This is a genomic window from Sphingobacterium sp. xlx-96, assembly GCF_011007365.1.
Taxonomy (GTDB): Bacteria; Bacteroidota; Bacteroidia; order Sphingobacteriales; family Sphingobacteriaceae; genus Sphingobacterium; species Sphingobacterium luzhongxinii.
The window spans coordinates 90,401-111,752 of record NZ_WFKM01000004.1 but is presented as its reverse complement, the minus strand read 5'-3'; the positions used below and the strand labels follow the sequence as shown (position 1 = coordinate 111,752).

Sequence of the window (21,352 nt, the reverse complement as noted above, 5' to 3'; positions counted from 1 at the left end):
GATTTTATGAGGTTTTCCAGCAGTAAAACTGCTGGACGGCTGCTTCTCCTTCATTTGTAAGCTCTGCGCCGCTACATTTGCTGCCTCCGATTATTTTATGCACTAGGGGTTTTACAGATCTTTCTTTTAATACATTTACCAGCTCCCAGGCTTTTCTGTAAGACATGCCCATTTCTTTGGCGGCATTTGTTATAGAACCAATCTTCTGAATGTTTTCCAATAATTTCACCTTGCCATAGCCCAAGAATGGCTCATTATCTTCTTCAATCCAGATCCTTACTTTTATGGTATAATTTTTTTGTTGCGCCATTGTTTACAGTTAGCCTCCTATTTTTATCATGCTTCGGTTTGTCATCGTATTGGGATTCAAATGCTGATAATCCTCAAACTGACCACCCAGTTTTGCGTGCTTTTTTAGAATTGCTTGCTGTACAATGGGAACAATATCGTTCCCTTTACGAAGATTTTCTAAAATATCGAACTCATCTTTCCCAAAAAGGCAATTTTTAATTTTGCCATCCGCAGTAATCCGGATCCGATTACAGTTTCCGCAAAAAGAATCGGACAGCGTAGAGATGAAGCTGATAGTTCCGCTGTGTCCAAAGATTCCAAATTTCTTGTCGGTATCGTGATTTCCATCCTGAAGCTTGAAAAGTTCAAAATGATTTTGTATTTTTTCCAAAATCAGGTGATTGCTCACTACCTTCTCTTTGTCCCAATTATTATTTTCAAAAGGCATAAACTCTATGAATCTCACATGCAGCGGCAAGTCTTTGGTAAGATGTACGAAGTCTAAAACCTCATTTTTATTAAATTTATTGATGACGACTACATTTAGCTTTACATGCAGGCCTCTTTTTTCGCAAAGCAGAATATTATTCCAAACTCTCCCCATAGAATCTCGTTGGGTAATGGTTTTGAATTTTTCTTTTTGAAGAGAGTCAATGCTTATGTTCACGACGTTCATCCCTGCCTGAATGAAGTCTTCTATGTATTGATTGATCAAAAGGCCGTTGGTTGTAATGCCAAGCTGAACGGGGAGTAGGGATAATTTTGAAATAATTTCTGCAAAATCCTTTCGTATCAAAGGTTCGCCTCCCGTAAGCCGTATTTTTTTTACCCCCAGATCCACGAAGGTTTTCGAGATGTCGAAAATTTCGTCGGGCGTCATTAGGAATTTCTGGCGCAGAAAAGAGATGTTTTCATTAGGTATGCAATAGGTACAGCGAAAGTTGCAGTTATCGGTAAGGGATATCCGCAGGTAATCGTGTGGTCTATCAAAGCGATCTTTTAGCATTTATTTTACCTTTTTAGGAAGAAAATATAACCATAAGACACCGGCAATAAATAGCAGCGTAGAAGCAATGAAGGTACTGTATGCTACCTCTGGGTGTCCATCAAGTGCGTTATTTAATGCGGTGTATAACAGCCATATCTGTATCAGTAAATTGGCTAGCAACACAACTATAAGTGTTGACATAATCATACTTTTTTTCTGAGGATTGGATTGCTCTTGTCCGCTTCTAAAATTGCTCATATATCTTCGGATTGCGGGTATTGTACATAAATATCTTCTCCTTGAAGGACAACGTCTAATTTTTTCAAAGCTCTTGGAGGAGGTCCTTGTAATACGTCTCCTGTCTTAACATCAAACCATCCATTGTGACATGGACATTCAATTTTCATCGTACCCGGTTTGTAATAGACCGCACAGGAAAGATGAGTACATTTCTGTTCATAAGCATAAAACTTACCTTCTTCTGTATGAATCAATATATAGGGAATTGTACTGTTTTGCATAACGAAAGACTTAGTCCCTCCAATCGGGATGTTGTTGACAGTACATATCTTTTGTTTTTTTATTGGTTTTTCATTATCTGATAATAATGCATTACCTGCAATCACAGCGTTGCCAAGTACCATACCTCCTGATACGACGGTCAATAATTTCGCGAAATCACGACGGCTAACCTGATTGGCCTCGGATCTGTTGATCGGGAAATCTTTTTTCCAATGTTTATCTTCGGTGCTCATTTTGATCTTTCTTTTCTGTTTTAATTTATAGGACCTTTAACTCTTCTTTTCCTTTAGGCATCATAATGTTGACTTTTGTATTGACGATTTCTTTACCAAAGATAAAGCGATTGACAGGTGATGAATTAGGGCGCATTGCAGCCATCTCTTCTTTGGTCCCGTAAAAAAGTGCTCCACTAGGGCAGACCGTAGCACACATTGGTTTTTTTCCCACGCTGGTCCTATCGTAACACATATTGCACTTCATCATCAGGTCGTATTGCTCCATTTTTTTTGGTACACCAAAAGGACATGCTATGACACAATTGGAACAGCCGATACAACGTGAGGTATTGGCTGTATGTACAATTCCAAATTCATCTTTGCTGATAGCATCTGCGGGGCAAACGTTGGCACATACTGGATCCTCGCAATGCATGCAGACCTGTACTGTGGTTTGGATTGTATGGCTTCGATCTACATAGTTGACATGTATCATAGGCTCTTCACCATTGGTCTCGCACTCTGCACAGGCCGCCTCGCAGGATTTGCATCCTATACAGCGTTGCATATCAACGAAAAACTCTTCTTGTAATTTGTAATATGTAATCATATTTTATTGAGCTAGCTACTTTTATAGTCTAAAGACTCCTTCTCTACCGTGATTAACTTGCCAGTAGGTATGAGATTGCACGCACTGACTTTGAATTCCGGTATTTTGGAAATAGGGTCTAAATGTCCACTCGTAAGCTGGTTAGCTGACTTCTTTCCTGGCCAGTGGTAGGGAATAAAAACAGTGTCTGCACGTATGGTTTCGACAATATTGGCAGGGAAGTATGCTTCTCCTCGCTTTGTAATAACTTTTACCTCTTCATGCTGGCTGATACCGAATTTGGCTGCTAGGATGGGGTGAATCTCCAATAGCGGTTGTGCAAACTGTTGTACCAGTTTACCTATCCTCCGGGTTTGTGTGCCACTCAAATATTGGGATACTACCCGGCCTGTAGTTAATATGATCGGGTATTGATCATCTACGGGATCTTTGCTGGGGTGATACTGTACCGGGTTAAAATGTGCCTTTCCGTCGGCCGTTTTAAACTTGCGGTCTTCCCAGAGCCGTGGGGTGCCCGGATGATCCAGATCAGGACAAGGCCAAAAGATCCCCATATTTTTCTCGATCTTGTCGTATGTAATTCCGAAATAATCTGCCGTACCACCTTTGGAAGCTATTCTTAACTCGTTAAAAACGGCTTCGCTATCGGCATAGTCAAACTTATCACCATGTCCTAGACGACGAGCCAATTCTTTGAGAATGTCTGAATCGGTTCTTGCGTTTTGCGGTGGGTCAATGGCCTTTCTAACACGTACCACACGACCTTCGGCGGTGGTGACTGTACCGTCTTCTTCTTCATGTAACGAACCTGGAAGTACAATATTGCAGTGCCGCATAGTCTCACTCATAAAGAAATCTATTCCTACATAAAATTCAAGCTTTTCTAGTGCTTCTCTTACATAATTATTATTTGGTAAGGATACCAAGGGGTTAAAGCAGATGGATATTAATCCGCGAATTTCGCCTCGGTGGATTGCTTCAATGATCTCATAGGCTGATAGTCCCTTGCCGGGTAGATCCTTTTCTTCAATACCCCATATATTGGATATGTACTGGCGATGTTCCGGATTTTCGATATCCCTGTTGCCCGGGAGTTGGTCACACTTATGGCCATGCTCACGTCCTCCCTGTCCGTTACCTTGTCCCGTGATGGTGCCATAACCACAGTAGGGCTTGCCGATTCTACCAGAGGCTAATACAATATTGATACAGCTTAGTACATTTTCGACTCCCTTGGTATGGTGTTCAATTCCTCTAGCGTGTAGAAGAAATGATGTTGATGCTTTACCCCAGAGTTTGGCAGCAGCTTCAATTTTTTCCTTTTTCGCACCTGTAATTTCTTCTGCCCATTCCAATGTGTAGTCTTTTACAGCTTCAATGGTATCTGCAAAACCAGAAGTATAATTGTCAATAAAATCGTGATCCAACATGTCGTGTTGTACCATATAGTTGAGAATAGTACTAAATAGCGCCGAATCTGTCCCTGGTCGTATATCTAAATGTATATCAGCCGTCCGCGCTAAGGGAATCATCCGGGGATCTACTACGATGATCTTAGCTCCATTGTCCCGTGCCTGCCATAACCAATAAGTTAATGTAGGGAATGTTTCTGATACATTAGCTCCTGTTACAATGATGACTTCGGCATGTGCCAAATCCGAGTAGTTATTGGATGTCCGGTCTAGACCAAATGCTTTTTTATTGCCTGCCCCTGCAGATACCATGCATAAACGTCCGTTATAGTCTAGATTTTTGGTCTTTAATGCTGTTCGTGCAAACTTGCCGACCATATAGGATTTTTCATTGGTTAATGATACTCCAGATAGCATAGCAAAGGCGTCATTTCCATATTGGGATTGTATACGCTTGATCTCTGATACGGTCTTATCCATCGCTTGATCCCATGAGATAGGTATATACCCTATATCAGACTTATTCAGGAGAGGAGTGAGAAGACGATCTGGATGATTATTTTGCATATACCTTAGTACACCCTTAGGGCATAACCTCCCTTGATTGAAAGGGAACTCCATCCACGGCTCAAAACCAACGATCTTATTGTTTTTGGCAAGAAGCTTAATACCACACTGCATACCACAAAAGCAACAATGGGTCTCAACGATTTTGTCGGGCTCATCTCTACCAGGAATACCTTCTGGATTTGGGAAATTAAGTGTAGGGCCAAATTTCTCGATAATATCTTCTACAGAAATAGGTATTTTTGCCATGGTTCTTATGTTTGTCTTTTAAGTTGGAGTGTTAACTGAAAAATTTGCCAGACTCTTCTCGAGCTTTCAGATGGGCCAAAGCCAGTAAGTCCCGCTTTCCTTCGGGACTGTAATTTAAGATTGAATTACCGTCTTCCGTGTTGAGATTAAAACCTACTTCTTTGACTATTTTCTTTAAGTCAGCGACGTGCAGTCTGCTTGTATATTCCTTTCCTGTAAATTTGCATAACTGCATTCCTTTTTTTTCCCCAACCTCCTTGTAGATATGTGCTCCTATTTGGGCCGGCCGTTGTATGATATGGAAAAACTTGCCAAAGGGCATCCACACCAAAAATACTATCACAAAAAAGGCGTGTGTGACTGCCATAAACTCATAGGCCTTGCCGTGCATAAATTCATAATCTAGTGTAAGCCCCAATCCTGTAATGGAGACCAATATCAATAGTAAAAGAGGTAGGATATCACCGTCAAAGGTTTGTGTGGCTATAAAACCTGGGGTTTTCAATCGTTTCTGTAGAAAATATGTGGCACCGGCAATGACCGACAGAGAGCACCAATTGAGTGCGCCAAAAGTAAAAAAGCCTATGACGGATTTGACGGGAAACTGCATAATCTCAAAGCCGAAAAAATTAGCAGAATAGACGGTCTCAGCCATGGGGTCTAAGCCTGTGTCGGGAACTAATGTAAAATGGATCCATCCAAAGGTAAGGGGTATTGTAATAGCAAAGGCTATCGTACAACCAATAGCCATCAATAAGTGTGCTGCCCCACGTTTTGCGCTACGTCGGAAAATGAAGCGCTGTAAGAAGATATTCTTGATAAAATCCCGGACAGAAAAAATAAAAAACTGCAAGAAATCTTTTGAGAATAGAATTTTCAAACTGCGCCAAAAATAAACGCGTGTGGGTGGGCGCTGGATCCACACTGAATAACGATATACGATTCCAAAGATTGCAAATAATGTCCCGAATAAATAGGCTACTAAAGCTGCGTCAAAATTTTGTAGACTCCTAGATCCGACTAAAATAAGAATCAAGGTTATTATCATGGTTAGGAAAGCTATTCCAAAGGCTCTGATATTTACTAGTTTTAACATATTGTAAGGAGTGAATCTTTAATCAAAGGTAGAAAAAAAAAACTAATTCGGACATCAGTGTCCGAATTTAAATATATTTGCAGAGAGAAATATTTAACCTCCAATTCGGATGTTTTTTGTTGGAGAAATATAAATAACTTACTATATGCATTACGGTCTCTCTTCTGCGCATAAAATCCTTTTCTTGAACACGCTGGCTTTTACAGTTTGCTTTGCCTGTTGGACATTAAATGGGGTATTAGTTACTTATCTGGTAGATCACAATATTTTTAACTGGAATGTGGTCGAGACAGGTTGGCTTTTGGGTATACCTATATTGACAGGTTCTGTAATGAGGCTTCCTTTAGGTATATTGACTGACCGGTATGGTGGTAAACCTGTATTTATCATGTTGCTACTACTGTGCAGTATACCTTTGTTTCTGCTTTATTTTGTGCAATCATTCTGGTCCTATTTTATATTGAGCGCTCTTTTTGGAATGGTAGGAACCAGTTTTGCTGTGGGGATTACTTTCACTTCGGTGTGGTACCCACAGGAATGGCAGGGTCGGGCACTGGGTATTTTCGGGATGGGTAATGCCGGAGCCGCTTTGACAGCTTTCTTTTCACCAGGGTTGTTAAATCAGTTTTCGCAAAGCGACGCCGAAAATGGTTGGCGCTTACTTCCTGTTATTTATGGTGCAGGGCTGACCGTTATCGGTTTATTGTATATTTTCCTGGTAAAGAACAAAAAGATCGAAAGTCGTGACCGAACAATAAGGCAACTTCTCGGGCCCTTGAAGAAAATCCGTGTTTGGCGGTTTGGACTGTATTACTTTTTAGTGTTCGGTCTATTTGTAGCCTTTTCTCAATGGTTGCTTCCTTATTATGTAAATGTTTATAAGACATCCTTAGTATTAGGGGGGATTCTGACATCTGCCTTCAGTCTTCCCAGCGGTCTTATACGGGCTTTGGGAGGGTATTTGTCGGATAAGCTTGGTGCCCGTAAAGTAATGTATTGGGTTATGTATTCTTCGTTAATACTGAGTGGGTTATTGATGTTGCCTAAAATGGAGATTTTAACACCCGGTAAAGGGATTCCTGCAAAAAAAGGGGGAGTCATCACTGAAGTAGGGCGTGAAAAGATATTCTTGAATGAAGAAGCCATAGCGATAATGCCAAAGCCAGAGATACCAACAGAGACCACCATTTTTCCGAAGTCATTTTCTTGGCAGGAGGTGCTTGTTCAGCAAAATGAGCGGGTCGTAAAGAAGCAATTGTTAGCCCGTGGTCATACACTAATAAAATTTGAGGCGCATATAGGTGTCTTCACGCTATTGGTCATCCTAATCGGGTGCATGTGGGGAATTGGAAAAGCAGCGGTATACAAACATATTCCGGAATATTTTCCAAATGAAGTCGGGCTAGTGGGTGGTATGGTGGGGCTTATCGGTGGGTTAGGCGGATTTGTGGGGCCTATACTGTTTGGGTATTTGTTGGACTATTCGGGCTTGTGGACAAGCTCTTGGATATTTGTGTGCTTTGTCTCTGCAGGTTGTTTGTATTGGATGAACAGGGTGATCAAAAAAATAACACTTAACGCGGCTCCGCAGATTAAAAATAAAATAGAGCATCAATAATCATTTAAGAAATTAAAATAAGAAAGAAATGGATAATAAACAATGGTATAAGAATTACGATCCTACGAATGAAGTCTTTTGGCAAGAGAAAGGAAAGAAAATAGCTTGGAAAACGTTGGTTATTACGACTATTGCGTTGACCATGTCATTTGCGACTTGGTTTCTTTTTAGTGTAGTTGTAATCAAGCTACCACAAATAGGGTTTGAGTTTACAGACTCACAGCTATTCTGGCTGGCAGCAATGCCTGGGCTGGCAGGAGGTCTTCTGCGTATGTTGAATACCTTTTTGATACCTTTGTTTGGAACAAAAAAGGTGATCACCTTGACAACCTTACTCAAAATCATCCCACTTGTGATGTTAGGGTTTGCGGTGATGAGTCTAGACACCTCATTTGCGTATTTTATGCTTATCGCATTTTTATTGGGAATTGGTGGTGGAGATTTTTCATCTTATATGCCTTCGACTTCATTGTTTTTTCCTAAAAGAGAATTAGGGACTGCATTGGGAATACAAGCTGGAATAGGAAACTTCGGCATAAGTCTGGTTCAATTGCTTTCTCCTCTAATCATCGGTTTATCTATGTTTTCTTTCTTAGGTGGCGGAGAAATTATTGCGGAAACAGGAAAAAAGATCTATTTGGAGAATATAGCGTTTATCTACATTGTTCCCTTGTTGGTTATTGGGATATGGTCTTGGGTATCTTTAAAAAGTATTCCAGTAAAAGCTTCGTTTAAAGAACAGTTGGATATATTCGGCGATAAACATACGTGGTATTGTACAATCACTTATATCATGACCTTTGGAACCTTCGCGGGTATGTCAGCAGCTTTTCCAATGATTATAAATAATATTTACACGCCATTGGACCCGCTTATTGATCCGCTTCAGTTTGCTTTTTATGGTCCTCTAATAGGCTCATTGACGCGTGTGGTGTTTGGGAAAGTAGCTGATAAAATGGGAGGAGCAATTTTGACACATATTACGGGGATAGCGCTTATCGTATTGTTTTCGATACTTATTTTGGGAGGCTACTTAACTCCTTCGTCGGCAGACAAATTTTCGGCTTTTGCTGGTATCGTAATGCTGATATTCTTCTTTACAGGTGTGGGAAATGCGGCTACTTTCAAACAGTATCCTGTTATTTTTGCAGAATCTCCAAGGAAGGCTGCAGGCGTCATCGGTTGGACTGCCGCCATAGCGGCTTTTGGCCCATTTGTCTTCAATGTACTAATATCTCAATCCAAATCAATTACTGGAGATACTCGCCTTTTCTTTTGGTATATGGTGGTATCTTGTATAATAGCGACTTATATCAATTGGTACTTCTATACCCGAAAGGGATGTGAACGACCTTGTTAGAGTTTGCTTTGGCTTCTTAAATTTAAATATGCTAAACGATTGAATATGAAATTAAAAATAGGTATGGTAGTCGTGTTCGCTTTTGTTGCTTGCGACCAATTAAATGCACAGGTTGATAGTTTGAAAATGAGCCTAGATTTTAGGACACGAGGAGAATTGGATAATGGGGTCAAAACACTGATTAACAAAGATAAAAATGCCGAGGCCACCATTTTTTCCCGAGCTCGCTTTGGATTGGATTATTATTATCAAAATCTAGAGATTTTCTTTTCAGCTCAGGATGTTAGGATTTGGGGAGAATTGAGCTCTTCGGCCACTAAAAATCAGAACTTTATACTCCATGAGGCCTGGGTAAAGTATCTTTTTACAAAGAATGTCGCATTGAAAATAGGTCGACAAGCGCTCGTCTACGACAACGAGAGGTTGCTGGGGGGGGTGGATTGGACCATGCAGGGGAGGAGTTTTGATGCGGTGAAAGGGATATTTAATCTTAGTCCTAGTTCTAAAATGGAAGCTGTAGTTACCTACAATAACGATGATAATGATGCTAATGATACGGAATCCAGAGAGATTTATACTATTAGCGAAGCTGGCGAAACCACTAAGTCCATGCAGGTATTGCATTATGAATACAAAGGGGTAGGTAAATCGAGATTTTCAGCAATTGTACTGAATAATGTGTTGCAAAGCCAATCGGGCCTTCATTACGATATGTTCACTGTTGGTATCAATACTTCGAAGTATTTTCGCCGTTTTGGTATTTTTGGTTCTATCTATTATCAGGGAGGTAAAAATACACAGGCCCAACGCAAGTCAGCCTATCAAATTTCGGTAAACAATCATTTTATTTTTAATCCTTCATTTGATATGATCGTGGGTACAGAGTGGCTTTCGGGTGCAAGCTTTGACACCCCGATAGATCAAAATAGATCCTTTAGTCCGCTTTATGGTACCAATCATGCTTTTAATGGATTTATGGACTATTTTTATGCAGGAACCTATTTTAATAGTTTTGGTCTCAATGATTATTATTTAAAAATGATGACCAAATTATCTTCCCGTGTAGCTTTGGCTACAAATGTACATTCGTTTACGTCAAATGGAAAACTTGCTGCGCGTGAAAACGGAAAGCAGCCGTCTTCTTATTTGGGAACAGAGTTGGATCTTGTTCTAAATAAAAGATTCGGTAAGCTGTTTACGCTAACTGTAGGTCATTCTTTTATGTTTGCAGGTCGTTCGATGCGATACATAAAAAATGTATCAGAGCCTAAAGAGATGCAGAGTTGGTCTTGGATAGGGCTCAAATTCAATCCTTCCTTTGATCTGCTTTAAATGTGGGATAGATGCTGTTAAACTGTAGATATTATTTTTTACTTTTGTTACTTGTTTATTCGAATATGATTTTTACACAATCTTGTCAGTATGCGATAAAATCGTGTATTTATATGGCGAAACGAAACGAAAGGGTAGATGTTGTTGAAATAGCTGAGTTTATTGGATCGCCTATATCTTTTACGTCTAAGATTTTGCAAAAACTGGTCAAAGGAAAATTTATATCCTCTTCTAAAGGTAGAAATGGTGGTTTTTACCTGAGCGAAAAACAACTTGAGAGCCTGACGATTTCTGATATTTTTTTTGCTATCGAAGAGAAGGAGGGATTGACAAGTTGTGCTTTGGGGCTCGCTGAGTGTGGGAGTCTAAATGCATGTCCCATACATTACTTGGTGTTAGATCTTCGGAATGATATAAAGAAAATTCTGGATTTAAAGGTTGCTGAGATAAAGGATTATGGAATTATTAAAGGACTTTCTTTTTGAGGGGCGTCGAATAAAAGGTTTTAATTGTTGTCGAGCGATTTAGCTATTAATTGAATATTGGTATTGTAACGATTTGGATTCAGTGTTTTTGTATGTACAGATTAAGAATTATCTTTAGCCCATGGAATTAAATTTGAGAAGACCGTTAGCCTTTTTTGACTTAGAAACTACAGGTGTAAATATCGCTACGGATAAGGTTGTTGAGATTGCTATTGTAAAAATATTGACTGATGGGACTGAGGAGGTGTATACTAAAAAAGTTAATCCTGGAATTCCGATTCCCCCGGATTCGTCTTTATTCCATGGTATTTATGATGAGGATGTAAAAGATCTCCCAACTTTTAAAGAGTTGGCGCAAGAAATCACGGAATTTATAGGGGATGCGGATTTAGCGGGGTATAATTCCAATAAGTTTGATGTTCCGATGTTGATGGAAGAGTTTTTAGCTGCTGGGGTTGATTTTTCGTTGGAAGGACGCGCTTTTATAGACGTTCAGAATATTTTTCACCAGATGGAACAACGTACATTGAAGGCAGCCTATCGTTTCTATTGCGATAAAAATCTGGATAATGCGCATCAAGCTGAAGCGGATGTCCGTGCAACATATGAGGTGTTGAAGGCTCAATTGGATAAGTATAATGGTATTGCTTTTGCGGACAAACATGGTGCTGTGTCTTATCCTGTAATCAATGATGTAGAAGCGTTACATACATTTACTAATCTTTCTAAGCCCGTTGATTTTGCGGGGCGTCTAGTTTATGATGAAGATGGAGAGGTTGCCATCAATTTTGGAAAGCATAAAGGTAAAAAAGTAACGGATGTTTTTGACGTTGAACCGAGTTATTATGCCTGGATGCAAAATGGAGATTTTCCACGTTATACAAAAAAGGTGTTAGAAAATATCTGGAATTCGTATAAAACACAAAAGAAGGAGAGTAAAGGTAAAGAGGTTGCTGTAGGAAATGAAAATGTGAAGCGGGAGTTTAAGAAAAGGGAAGATGAACCAAGCAAACCTATAACGACGGATATGCTAAAGAGCTTGCAGGATAGATTTGGGAAGTAATATAGAATAATATATAAATGAATACACAACAAGAGGTTGAACACGTAAAGTGTCTGATCATTGGCTCAGGTCCAGCGGGATATACTGCAGCCATTTATGCGGCGCGTGCCGATTTAAAACCTGTAGTATATACAGGTATAGTGCCTGGAGGTCAGCTAACGCAGACTACTGAAGTAGATAACTTCCCGGGGTATCCAAATGGAATTACCGGTCCGGTAATGATGGAAGATTTACGTGCACAAGCGGAGCGTTTTGGTACACAAGTACGTTTTGGTTATGCTACTAAAGTAGACTTCTCTAAGGATGGCGGTGTACATAAAGTAGAAATCGATAATATCAAAACGATTACTGCTGATACAGTTATTATCGCTACAGGTGCAACAGCTAAGTATTTAGGGTTGCCTTCTGAAGAAAAATATAATGGTTTTGGTGTTTCTGCGTGCGCTGTGTGTGATGGTTTCTTTTTTAAGGGACAGGATGTAGCTATTGTTGGAGCTGGCGATACAGCTGCTGAAGAAGCAACTTACTTGGCTAAGCTGTGTAACAAAGTACATATGTTGGTGCGCCGTGACGAGTTCCGCGCTTCAAAAGCGATGGTACACCGTGTGATGAATACAAAAAACATCGAGATACATTATAATACGGAGACTGATGAGATTTTGGGGGATGGACAGGTTGTGACAGGAGTTCGTGTAGTAAACAATCAGACTAAAGAAACAAAAGACTTAGATGTTACGGGGTTCTTCGTAGCTATCGGACATCAGCCAAATACAGAATTATTTAAAGGTGTTCTGGATATGGAAGAAAATGGTTATTTGATTACTAAGCCCAATGTTACGGCTACTAATGTTCCAGGTGTTTTTGCTTGTGGGGACGTACAGGATCACGTTTATCGCCAGGCTATTACAGCTGCGGGGACGGGATGTATGGCAGCCTTAGAAGCGGAACGTTATTTGGCTGCTAAGGAAGACGGCGAGTAAAAAATGTTGTTGAGGACAAAAAGGGGGGAAAGGACATTCCCCTCTTTTTTTGTTTATTAATTCGTTGGTTGAAGCGTATTTTTTTTACTAATGTCCAAAACGGGTACAAGGCCTTCTGATGGCATATAGATAATTTGGGGGAGATCTCCTTTGTCTGCCAGTTTTTCTAATGTTCGTATAAATAGATACTGGTTATAGGTACTGTTAAGGGTTCCATTTTCTAATTTCATGGCTTCGGCCATCCCTTTTGCCCGTTCGATTTCGGCCTGGGCATTCAGTTTTTCTGCTTCTAACCTAGCTTTGGCTTCTTCAATGAGTATTTTTCTGTTTTGTTCTGCTTTAGCCATTTCGGCCTTACCAGCCATTTCTTGTTGCCATACATTGTAACGCGGCAGGCCGAACATTAAAATTATGACAATTACTGCTACAGCTCCGAGGATTATACCGATTGGTTTTGATGTGTTCATATGTTTGTTTGATTAATAATGTTACCGTATTAATGTAGTCCACCAAAGATTTCGAGTGCTTCTTCTCTTTTACTGACAAAATTTATATGTTTTGTGCGGTTGCTCTCTCTTATAAAATCTTTTAAGCTTTTGCTGTTGTAAAGGGAAAAGTCTCCGACTATGGCCAAACGGACTTGATAGGTAGAGAATTTTTGTAGGATGTCACCTGCAAGCTTAGTTCTTAGGTTGAAAAAATCGGAGGTAATGTTGGTTTGGTGTAAGATCAATTTATCTGCACCACCGTATAAAGAGTTCATCATTAAGTTCAGGGCGTCATCTTGATTCCGAATAAAAACACTGTCTCCGGTTATCTCTGCGATCTGTCCTTGTCTGCTGGGGATGTACTTGATTTGCATAGTTTTATTATGTGTTTCTATCGTAAATATAGCAAATTGGTCTGCTATACTACTAAAAACAGATCCTCTTTATCTTAAAAAGGACCTGTTTTTAATGGAAGTTGCGTTATTTTTAGGATGGATTTCCTGTATTCTTATTGATGAATACGAATTTTCCATCAAAAACATCCAATTGAATAATGGAGTCGCTCATTACATTACCTGCGAGAATTTCTTTGGATAGCTCATTTAGTATCCGTTTTTGAATGACGCGTTTTAACGGGCGGGCACCGTAAATCGGATCATAACCCAACTGTGCTAACCAGTCTAAAGCATCTTCGGAGGCTGACAAAAATATATTTTGCTCTGCGAGCTGTTTTTGTACACGATCAAACTGCATGCGTACAATGCTGCCGATTTCGTTACGGCTCAATGGTGTGAACATAATGATCTCGTCAATACGATTGAGAAACTCTGGTCGTATTGATTTTTGGAGAAGTTCAAATACTTCGTCTTTTGTTTTAGCGATGACTTCATCCCGGTTATTATCTGTCAATTCGGCAAAGTTTTCTTGTATCAAATGCGATCCTGTATTTGATGTCATGATAATGATGGTGTTTTTGAAATTCACTACCCTTCCTTTATTATCGGTAAGGTGACCATCGTCTAATACCTGTAACAATATATTGAATACATCTGGATGAGCTTTTTCTATTTCATCAAGAAGAACCACCGAGTATGGGCGACGTCTTACGGCCTCAGTGAGTTGTCCACCTTCATCATAACCAACATATCCAGGAGGCGCACCGATCAATCGAGATACAGCGTGTCGCTCTTGATATTCGGACATATCTATTCTTACCAATGCGTGTTCGTCGTCAAATAGAAACTCTGCAAGTGCCTTTGCGAGCTCTGTCTTACCGACACCTGTAGTTCCTAAGAATATGAATGATCCTATCGGTTTTTTTGCATCACTCAATCCGGCGCGGGAGCGACGTATGGCGTCAGATATAGCTTCAATGGCCTCTTCTTGTCCAGCTACCCGTTTGTGCAATTCCTCCTCTAGATTCAGTAGTTTTTGACGCTCTGACTGAACCATTTTATTTACCGGTATGCCTGTCCATCTCGATACAACATCAGCAATATCTTCTGATGTGACCTCTTCTTTCAGCATGCGGCTGCTCTGTTGTTTCTCATTGAGTTCGGCCTTTAGCTTTTCGACATTATCCTGCGCTTCTTTGATTTTTCCGTAACGCAGTTCGGCTACCTTTCCATAATCACCTGCCCGTTCGGCCTGGTCGGCTTCGAGTTTGTAGTCTTCAATATTCTGAACCTCCTGATTGACGCGATCTACTAATGTTTTTTCCGATTGCCATGCTGCCTTTAAAGAATCTCGTTCACTTGATAAATTAGCTATAGTTTCTGATAGCTCTGCGACTTTTTTGTCATCGTGTTCTCTTTTGATAGCTTCGCGTTCGATCTCCAGCTGCATAATTCGACGTTCTAATTCATCTACGGCTTCCGGTACAGAGTCCATTTCCAGTCGCAGTTTGGAGGCTGCTTCGTCAATTAAGTCAATTGCTTTGTCTGGGAGGAAGCGGTCGGTAATATAACGTTGAGAAAGTTCCACAGCGGCGATGATCGATTCATCGAGTATCCGTACTTTGTGGTGTGTTTCATAACGTTCTTTGAGCCCTCTTAAGATGGATATGGCATCTTGAGTGTCGGGTTCTTCGACCATTACTTTTTGGAAACGACGCTCTAAAGCCTTATCCTTCTCGAAGTATTTTTGGTACTCGTTGAGTGTGGTGGCTCCTATAGCGCGCAGTTCACCTCGCGCTAATGCTGGTTTTAATATATTTGCAGCATCCATGGCACCTTCTCCGCCGCCGGCACCGACAAGTGTATGTATTTCGTCAATAAATAGGATGATCTCACCATCGCTATCCGAGACTTCTTTGACAACAGCTTTTAGACGTTCTTCGAATTCTCCTTTGTACTTTGCACCAGCTATTAGTGCTCCCATGTCGAGCGAAAATACGGTTTTGTTTTTCAGATTTTCAGGAGCATCGCCTTTGATGATCCGGTGAGCAATACCTTCGGCTATAGCGGTCTTACCGACACCTGGTTCTCCTACTAAGATAGGATTGTTTTTGGTCCGACGGGATAGAATCTGCATAACACGTCTTATTTCTTCGTCTCTACCTATGACAGGATCTAATTTTCCAGATTCAGCATACTCATTCAGGTTGCGCGCGTATTTTCCAAGAGCGTTGTATGTCGCTTCGGCATTTTGATCAGTTACTCTATTGTTGCCACGTAATTCTTTTATGGCAAGTTTTAGATCTTTTTCGTTGACCCCTTGGTCTTTAAGTAGGGTAGAAGTTTTGTCATTGGCGGACAGTAAGCCTAAAAGAAGATGCTCAACGGAGATGTACTCGTCGTTAAACTCTTTGAGGTAGCTTTGTGCTTTCTGTAAAACCGTTGATGCTGGATTGGATAAGTACACATTTGTGCCGCTTACCTTTGGTAAAGACTCGATGAGTTTGTCTACTTCGGACGTTACATATCCTATATTTGCGTTTAGTTTTTTTAAAAGATGACTTATAACATTTTCATCTACTGTTAGAAGTGCCTTTAGTAGGTGAGCCGGTTCTATAGCCTGTTGCTGATTGCCTACCGCAATTTCGGAAGCTTTCTGTATCGCTTCTTGTGCTTTGATTGTATAGTTATTGAAATTCATTTTACAAATTTTTAAGTCAAACGTTTCAAAATCAGAAACCATTGAGGTCAGTTGTTTCCGACTTGTGTTAATGACTAAACAAATTAAATGCCTTAGGGTTTTTGAAGGTGAAAAAACGGAAATTTTGTCTTGTTTGATAGGTTTGCGCTGTCAAAATTTCCGATTTTCAATAAAATGAAAATTTTTATATTGAATTTCAAAGTATTATGTGTATTAGCGGCGTTAAGTGTATTTAGGTATTGCAAAATAAGGGAAAACTTCCCATATTTGCATTGTTGAACCCGAAAGGGAGTTACGCCTCCTTAGCTCAGCTGGTAGAGCAACTGACTTGTAATCAGTAGGTCATTGGTTCGATTCCGATAGGAGGCTCAACAAAACTCAAGTGCGATTGCTCTTGAGTTTTTTAGTTTTATTAGGTCTCCTATTTGTTGTAGCCAATTATTGTTATTGTGTTGTTCTCGTTTTAAAGCAATCAGTTTTATAGAAAATATTTTGAAAATAACTCTTATTTTCTTGCAAAAGGTAAGTAAAATGAGTATTTTCATTCAACTTAAACCAAGTTATAATTGCTTAACCGGTATTTTAAAGAAAGCACATGATAGAAATTAAAGATCTTCAAAAATCATATCAGATGGGAAAAAACTCCCTGCATGTTCTTAAGGGGATTGATTTCTCAGTTAAAGAGGGGGAATTTGTTTCTATTATGGGGAGTTCGGGATCAGGTAAATCTACGCTTTTGAATATTATCGGAATTCTTGATGAGGCAGATAGTGGATCTTACCTTTTGGATGATGTGGCTATTAAGAACCTTAACGAGACTATTGCTTCTCGGTATAGAAATAAGTTTTTGGGTTTTGTATTTCAATCTTTCAACCTTATAAATTATAAAACTGCATTAGATAACGTAGCATTGCCCTTATATTATCAAGGTCTAGGTAGGAAGGAGCGTATGGAGCGCTCCATGTATTATCTTGAAAAAGTAGGATTGGCAAACTGGGCGAAACACTTGCCTAATGAAATGAGTGGTGGACAAAAGCAGCGTGTAGCTATAGCAAGAGCTTTGGCTTCTGATCCTAAAGTGTTATTGGCTGATGAACCTACAGGTGCATTGGATACAAAAACATCGTATGAAGTAATGGAGCTGATACAGCAAATTAACGATGAAGGAAAAACGGTACTTGTCGTCACACACGAGCCCGATATTGCAGAGATGACAAAGCGAATTGTATATCTCAAAGATGGACAGATAGAATCGGATAAAGTCGTTAATCAAGTAAGAGCCTCCTCATATGTTTAGTATCGAAAGTTGGCAGGAAATATTCGAAGGATTGTTCAAAAACAAACTTCGAACAGTATTAACTGGGGTTTCTGTGGCTTCAGGTATCTTTATTTTGGTGATACTTTTGGGGGCAGGTAATGGTATTCAGAACGGGATTCAAAAACAGTTTGAACGCGATGCTGTAAATCAGATTTCAGTCTGGCCCGGTATTACGCAAAAAGAATACAAAGGACTGGGGATTGGTCGCGAAATTCAACTTAATAATGCCGATTATTTGATGTCAGTCGAAATGTTGGCTGATTATATTGAATATAAATCTGCGGTTTATTCTGTTTGGAGTGGAAATATGGTATTTAAGAAGGAAACGGGGAATTATAGGGTGGAGGGGGTGCATCCTGATTATCAGTTTATCGAAAATACTTCTGTTGTGAAAGGGAGGTTCCTTAATCCAGCAGATATCAGCAATTACGAAAAGCATGTGGTCATCGGTAAGAAAGTTGCAGATGATCTCTTCAAGAATGAAGATGAGTTGTTGGGGCAGGAATTGAATATTTCGGGTACAATTTATAAAGTAATCGGTGTTTTTACCGATCCGGGTGGTGAGCGGGAGGAAAGTAGGGTATATATTCCTATTTCTACGGCTCAACGTGCATATAGCGCGGGGGATAAGCTCCGTAGTATCGCCTTCACTCTTAAGAAGAATGTTGATTTTGATAATGCGGTAGCTGAATCGCATGAATTTACACAAAAGTTGGAAACCTTTCTTAGGGCAAGACATACTATTGCGCCCGATGACCAAGGTGCTTTGCATATCAATAATTCATTAGATCAAGCAAAGAACATTTACGTTATAACCGGGGGGGTCAAGGCATTCTTTTGGTTTGTAGGGATATGTACCATCATAGCTGGAGTCGTGGGGGTTGGAAATATCATGCTAATTATTGTAAAAGAAAGAACAAAGGAAATCGGGATAAGAAAGGCTTTGGGGGCTTCTCCTTTCTCGATAATCACCATGATATTGCAGGAAGCTGTTTTTATTACCGTAGTCGCCGGATTTTCGGGACTCATTTTTGGTTTACTCGTGTGGGAGCTTGTAGGTCCTTCGATTGAATCGGACTTTTTTACGCGCCCTGAGGTTGATTTCGACGTCGCTATTACTACATTGGTTATTTTGGTAGTAGCGGGTGCTTTTGCGGGATTTGTTCCTGCCTATAGGGCTGCTAAAATTAGACCAATTATTGCATTAAGGGGAGATTGATATGTTCAATAGAGATAACTGGAATGAAATAATCGAAGCACTTTCTGCTAACCCATTCAGGACATTGATAACTGCTTTCGGTGTGTTTTGGGGAATTTTTATTTTGATCATACTGCTATCCGCAAGTCAAGGGTTGCAGAATGGCATTAAAAGACAGATGGGAGGGCTGTCTACCAATACGATGTTTATGTGGGCTAATTCGACTTCTAAGCCTTATAATGGGCTTCCTCAGGGAAGAAGTTTTAATTATAAAAATGGGGATGTAGCGACTATAAAGGAGCGGATAGATGATTTGTTGTATGTTTCACCAAGAAATCAGTTGGGTGGATTTGGTGGGAATAACAATGTGGTACGAGGAACTAAAACCGGTGCATATAATGTGTATGGTGACTATCCTGAATTTATTTTGCAACAGCCGATGGATATTTTAAGTGGGCGCTTCATTAATTACGGTGATATTGATAGTAGGCGGAAAGTTGCTGTTATTGGTGAGGGAGTAATTAGGGAGTTATATATGCCAGGGGAAGAGGTTTTAGGGTCGTATATAAAAGTCCAGGGTGTGAATTTTATGGTTGTAGGTATTTATAAAAGTATTTCGAATATGGGTGGGAATGCAGAGGAAAGTCAGAAGCAGCTTTTTATACCTTTTACCACATTTCAGCAGGCATTTAATTATGGAGATGTCGTGGGATGGATGGCAATAACCGCGGATGATGATATACCCATTACGGATATAAAACCACGTATTTTCGAGTTACTAAAACAGCGGCACGGTATCAGTCCTGATGACGATCGGGCAATTGGACATTTTGATTTATACCAGGAATTTAAAAAGATAAATGGTTTGTTTTCGATCCTAACAGCGGTTTCGTATATCGTTGGGATTTTTATCTTAGGTTCTGGTATTATTGGAATTGTAAATATCATGCTGATCATCGTTAAAGAACGTACACAGGAGATAGGAATACGAAGAGCTTTAGGGGCAACTCCTTGGACGATAATTAAGCAGATTCTAACCGAATCGGTCGTGCTATCGCTTATCTCAGGGATGGCGGGGATTATTTTTGCTTCGTTTGTGCTGAGTGTCATTAACTTGGGGCTTGAAAATGCGCCCAATGCAGATAGTATCCCAATTGTAAATCCAAGCGTAAATTTGGGTGTGGTCCTTATTGCTTTACTGATATTGGTTTTAGCGGGGCTTTTGGCGGGATTAATTCCAGCTATTACAGCGGTGAAAGTAAGGCCAATCGATGCCTTAAGGGAGGAATAAGTATATTAATGAATAATAAAGAGATAGAATTTTAATAATAGAAAATATAAGATGAAAAAAGGCTGTACGATTTCAATTTTAGTTTTTTTAGCAATTGCTTTTGTAGGTGCTTTGGCTTGGTTATATCTGAAGAATAAGCAGCCAGATGTCATTTTCGAGACTGCACAAGCTGAAATCCGTTCTATTTCCAAAAGTACGGTCGCTACCGGAAATATCAATCCAAAAGAAGAGGTTTTGATCAAACCCAATATTTCTGGAATCATAGACGAGGTTTATGTGGAGGCTGGTGATTATATCAAATCTGGTGATTTGATTGCTAATATCAAAGTGGTGCCTAATGTCTCTAGTTTAAATCAGGCTAACAATCAAATTCAAACTGCGAAGATAGATTTGGAAAACCAAAAGCGGGTCTTTGAACGTCAAAAGGTACTTTTCGATAAAGGTGTGATTTCTGCAAACGATTTTGATGCTGCGCAGACTGCATTCAAGCAGGCGCAGCAAACTTACAATTCACTGCTGCAGAGCGCGGAAATTATTAGAACAGGTACAACATCTGGGCTAGCGAATATTGCGCAGACCCGAATTCGGTCTACAGTATCGGGCATGGTGCTAGATGTTCCTGTAAAAAAAGGAAATCAGGTAATCGAAGCAAATAATTTTAACGAAGGCACTACGATTGCAAGTCTAGCGGATGTCAGTAATATGATTTTTGAAGGAAAATTGGATGAGGCTGAAGTTGGGAAAATTAGGCTGGGACTTCCTTTGGAAATAACTGTCGGCGCAATTGAGAACAAAAAGTTCAATGCTGTTTTAGATTATATTGCACCTAAAGGTGTGAATGAGAACGGGGCAATGCAGTTTCCGATAAAAGGAAACCTTATCAATAAGGATACGACATTTATTCGTTCGGGACTAAGTGCTAACGCTTCTATTATTTTAGAAAGTGTGGATAATGTGCTTGCGCTTAAGGAAGGCCTAGTACAGTATGATGAAAAAACTAAAAAGTCCTTTGTCGAAGTGGAAGTAGCCCCGCAAAAATTTGAACGAAAGGATGTACAATTGGGCGTAAGTGATGGTATTTATGTTGAAATTAAGAATGGGATTTCTAAAGCTGACAAGATCAAAGTTTGGAATCAGGTTAAGAAATAAATAGCCTCGGCTAATAAGAAGATA

20 protein-coding genes and 1 tRNA gene are annotated in these 21,352 nt (G+C 39.9%); 11 read left to right on the top strand and 10 right to left on the bottom strand.

Translation table 11 applies throughout. From position 1 onward, the window contains the following. Positions 1–4: 4 nt before the first annotated feature. From G7B20_RS08815 to G7B20_RS08785, 7 genes are read right to left on the bottom strand one after another with little or no spacing between them, the layout of a single operon-like run. Complete coding sequence (locus G7B20_RS08815; protein WP_164110362.1) at positions 5–310, bottom strand: winged helix-turn-helix domain-containing protein; 306 nt, start codon at positions 308–310, stop codon at positions 5–7. Between the two features lie 9 nt (positions 311–319). After that, positions 320–1,297, bottom strand: coding sequence for a GTP 3',8-cyclase MoaA (gene moaA / locus G7B20_RS08810; RefSeq protein WP_164110360.1), 978 nt, complete (start codon positions 1,295–1,297; stop codon positions 320–322). Further along, the gene (locus tag G7B20_RS08805; RefSeq protein WP_164110358.1) at positions 1,298–1,537 is read right to left on the bottom strand and encodes a DUF6755 family protein; all 240 of its coding nucleotides are present in this window, start codon (positions 1,535–1,537) and stop codon (positions 1,298–1,300) included. It abuts the gene before it with no gap. Next, the gene (locus tag G7B20_RS08800) at positions 1,534–2,034 is read right to left on the bottom strand and encodes a Rieske (2Fe-2S) protein (protein WP_164110356.1); all 501 of its coding nucleotides are present in this window, start codon (positions 2,032–2,034) and stop codon (positions 1,534–1,536) included. The genes G7B20_RS08805 and G7B20_RS08800 overlap by 4 nt, the downstream gene beginning before the upstream one ends. Positions 2,035–2,059: 25 nt before the next feature. After that, positions 2,060–2,626, bottom strand: a complete 567-nt coding sequence (locus tag G7B20_RS08795; RefSeq protein WP_164110354.1) for a 4Fe-4S dicluster domain-containing protein — start codon at positions 2,624–2,626, stop codon at positions 2,060–2,062. A gap of 11 nt (positions 2,627–2,637) precedes the next feature. Next, positions 2,638–4,854 (bottom strand): molybdopterin oxidoreductase family protein, encoded by a 2,217-nt coding sequence (locus G7B20_RS08790; protein ID WP_164110352.1) that lies wholly within the window; start codon positions 4,852–4,854, stop codon positions 2,638–2,640. A gap of 31 nt (positions 4,855–4,885) precedes the next feature. Continuing rightward, positions 4,886–5,950: an MFS transporter gene (locus tag G7B20_RS08785; RefSeq protein ID WP_164110350.1), complete on the bottom strand. Its 1,065-nt coding sequence runs from the start codon at positions 5,948–5,950 to the stop codon at positions 4,886–4,888. A gap of 145 nt (positions 5,951–6,095) precedes the next feature. Between G7B20_RS08785 and G7B20_RS08780 the strand changes: the two genes are divergently transcribed. The 6 genes from G7B20_RS08780 to trxB all read left to right on the top strand — a co-directional run bounded on the left by G7B20_RS08780 (position 6,096) and on the right by trxB (position 12,788). After that, entirely contained in the window at positions 6,096–7,568 is a 1,473-nt protein-coding gene (locus G7B20_RS08780; RefSeq protein WP_164110348.1) for an MFS transporter, read from the top strand. Positions 7,569–7,596: 28 nt separating this feature from the next. Next, positions 7,597–8,928 carry an MFS transporter gene (locus tag G7B20_RS08775; protein ID WP_164110345.1) on the top strand — a complete coding sequence of 444 codons (1,332 nt, stop codon included), beginning with the start codon at positions 7,597–7,599 and terminating at the stop codon, positions 8,926–8,928. A gap of 45 nt (positions 8,929–8,973) precedes the next feature. Next, complete coding sequence (locus G7B20_RS08770) at positions 8,974–10,260, top strand: alginate export family protein (RefSeq protein ID WP_164110343.1); 1,287 nt, start codon at positions 8,974–8,976, stop codon at positions 10,258–10,260. 11 nt (positions 10,261–10,271) lie between these two features. Beyond that, positions 10,272–10,745, top strand: coding sequence for an RrF2 family transcriptional regulator (locus G7B20_RS08765; RefSeq protein ID WP_317164261.1), 474 nt, complete (start codon positions 10,272–10,274; stop codon positions 10,743–10,745). Positions 10,746–10,866: 121 nt separating this feature from the next. Further along, positions 10,867–11,808: a 3'-5' exonuclease gene (locus tag G7B20_RS08760; protein ID WP_164110339.1), complete on the top strand. Its 942-nt coding sequence runs from the start codon at positions 10,867–10,869 to the stop codon at positions 11,806–11,808. Positions 11,809–11,825: 17 nt separating this feature from the next. Then, positions 11,826–12,788, top strand: coding sequence for a thioredoxin-disulfide reductase (trxB, locus tag G7B20_RS08755; RefSeq protein ID WP_164110337.1), 963 nt, complete (start codon positions 11,826–11,828; stop codon positions 12,786–12,788). Positions 12,789–12,844: 56 nt separating this feature from the next. On the opposite strand, the gene G7B20_RS08750 is transcribed toward trxB, so the two are convergent. From G7B20_RS08750 to clpB, 3 genes are all read right to left on the bottom strand, one after another. Further along, complete coding sequence (locus tag G7B20_RS08750) at positions 12,845–13,255, bottom strand: hypothetical protein (protein WP_164110335.1); 411 nt, start codon at positions 13,253–13,255, stop codon at positions 12,845–12,847. 29 nt (positions 13,256–13,284) lie between these two features. Further along, positions 13,285–13,650, bottom strand: a complete 366-nt coding sequence (locus tag G7B20_RS08745) for a DUF4180 domain-containing protein (protein WP_164110333.1) — start codon at positions 13,648–13,650, stop codon at positions 13,285–13,287. Positions 13,651–13,762: 112 nt separating this feature from the next. Beyond that, the gene (gene clpB, locus G7B20_RS08740; RefSeq protein ID WP_164110330.1) at positions 13,763–16,372 is read right to left on the bottom strand and encodes an ATP-dependent chaperone ClpB; all 2,610 of its coding nucleotides are present in this window, start codon (positions 16,370–16,372) and stop codon (positions 13,763–13,765) included. 296 nt (positions 16,373–16,668) lie between these two features. Between clpB and G7B20_RS08735 the strand changes: the two genes are divergently transcribed. The 5 genes from G7B20_RS08735 (at position 16,669) to G7B20_RS08715 (ending at position 21,328) form a co-directional block, all read left to right on the top strand. Then, positions 16,669–16,741: transfer RNA gene (locus G7B20_RS08735), tRNA-Thr, on the top strand. Between the two features lie 226 nt (positions 16,742–16,967). Further along, entirely contained in the window at positions 16,968–17,669 is a 702-nt protein-coding gene (locus G7B20_RS08730) for an ABC transporter ATP-binding protein (protein ID WP_164110328.1), read from the top strand. Further along, positions 17,662–18,909 (top strand): ABC transporter permease, encoded by a 1,248-nt coding sequence (locus G7B20_RS08725; RefSeq protein WP_164110325.1) that lies wholly within the window; start codon positions 17,662–17,664, stop codon positions 18,907–18,909. Before G7B20_RS08730 ends, G7B20_RS08725 begins: the two co-directional genes overlap by 8 nt. Position 18,910: 1 nt before the next feature. Further along, complete coding sequence (locus G7B20_RS08720; protein ID WP_164110323.1) at positions 18,911–20,179, top strand: ABC transporter permease; 1,269 nt, start codon at positions 18,911–18,913, stop codon at positions 20,177–20,179. Between the two features lie 51 nt (positions 20,180–20,230). Then, positions 20,231–21,328, top strand: a complete 1,098-nt coding sequence (locus tag G7B20_RS08715) for an efflux RND transporter periplasmic adaptor subunit (protein ID WP_164110321.1) — start codon at positions 20,231–20,233, stop codon at positions 21,326–21,328. Positions 21,329–21,352: the final 24 nt, after the last annotated feature.